This window comes from Actinomycetes bacterium (genome assembly GCA_024222295.1).
Taxonomy (GTDB): domain Bacteria; phylum Actinomycetota; class Acidimicrobiia; order Acidimicrobiales; family Microtrichaceae; genus JAAEPF01.
In genome coordinates, this window is sequence record JAAEPF010000077.1 from 1 (window position 1) to 1,627 (window position 1,627).

The window sequence follows — 1,627 nt, forward strand, 5'->3', positions numbered from 1 at the left end:
AGTACGCCGGGAATCGATCCGACGGATAACCACCAGACCATGCGCCAATGGACGGTTCGTGCACGGATGTGAACCCACGAGCCGACCGGTTTCATCGCGGCGGATGCGACAACGTCGCTGGATACCGCGGCCGCTGGCGGCACCCCAAACACCAGCACCAGCATGGGGGTGACGAGTGCGGCGCCGCCCATGCCGGTCAGGCCCACCAGAAGCCCAGCGAGCAGGCCACCGAAAGCCAAGATCGGATCTATGGAGAGTCCACCGATGACGAGATCGGGCACGTCCAGCACGTACCTCATTCTATCGTCGAACGAGGAGAACTACCCGAGGTGTGAGCTGGTCGGCCGAGGGGATCGACGAGCTCCACCACGTCTCCGGCGGCACCGGATCCGGGGGCGATCAGCGCGACCGCGTCAGCGTTCGCCCAGCCGTGCAGATTTGCGGGCCCGTCCGACGTCAGTGGGTGCGCGAGCACGGGGGACGCGACCACCGGGGAGCCGTGCGCATCGACACCACCGGACTCGAGTCGAACCGGGCACACGACGGTGTCTTCCTCGTAGTCCGGGGGTGGGGTGTCCGCAGTCAACGTGGCGCGGGCGGGGACGGTTCCGGGAACGGCCAATCGTTCGTCGGTCAGCTCGCCACGCAGACCGGCGATCAACGGTGGCGCCAGAGTGATGGCGCCGGCAATCGCGGCGTCCGGATGCCCCGGAAGGCCGAGCAGGAGTCGCCCGTCGGGCAGTCTCACCAGCAGCGTCTGGGCACCCGGGGTGGCCATCACGCCGTCGATCAACCAGTGCGCACCGATGTCGTGAAGGGCGGAACGAAGAATGTTGTCTCCCGGCGACGTGGAGCCGGTGGTGACGAGCAGATCGACATCGGCGTCGTCGATCTCCCGCAGCAACAGGTCGCGGGTGTCCGGCGCGCGCACCGGCGGATGGGCGCGTGCACCCAGGCCTCCGAGCAGCGCGGGAAGCGTCCAGCCCAAGGCGTCACGAACCCGACCGTCGCGGGGTGGGCCCTGCGTGAGGAGGCTGGACCCCAGAACGAGCGTGCCGACGGTCGGGGGAGGGATGACGTGCACATCGTCGACACCGGCGGCGGCAGCCATCGCGAGGATCGCGGGCGTCACCTGGGTCGCGGCGCCGACGAGTTCGCTGCCGGCCGGCCGGATGCTGCCGCGGGTGATGACCCCGGTGCCGAAATCTGGTCGCGCGTTGACCTCGGGCAGGTCAGTAAGCGCGTCGAGCGCGGTGACGCGCTCGGTTCTGTCGTCTGTCTGCTCGAGGACGCTGTGAGCCACGGGCAGGACCGCATCGGTGTGACCGGGAAGGATCTGGCGTGCCCGGACCCGCATTGCATGGTGCGGCGCGAGTGCGACATCGCGAGCGAGATCCGCGAGCGTCCACGGCCCGCCCGCGCAGACGGCGTACCCATCGAACGCGGCAGCGTCGGCGAACGGCTCGTCGTACGGGGTGAGCAGCGGCGACGCCAGGATCGACCCGTGGGCCTCGTCGAGTCGAGCGGCACGGGGCGCCAATGGTTTGGCGGCCTCGCGCGCTACGTACCGCGCCTGTGACCACGCAAGGAGTCCGTCCAGCCCGAGCGCACCCTCGGTCTCGTGATC

General features: G+C 69.5%; 2 protein-coding genes. Both read right to left on the reverse strand.

Features of this window, described 5'->3' with window-relative positions; translation table 11 throughout:
• The coding region (locus tag GY812_16880; GenBank protein ID MCP4437160.1) for a sulfite exporter TauE/SafE family protein at positions 1 to 299 on the reverse strand (299 nt) is incomplete at its 3' end.
• The coding region (locus tag GY812_16885) for a hypothetical protein (GenBank protein ID MCP4437161.1) at positions 296 to 1,627 on the reverse strand (1,332 nt) is incomplete at its 5' end. The genes GY812_16880 and GY812_16885, both read right to left, overlap by 4 nt.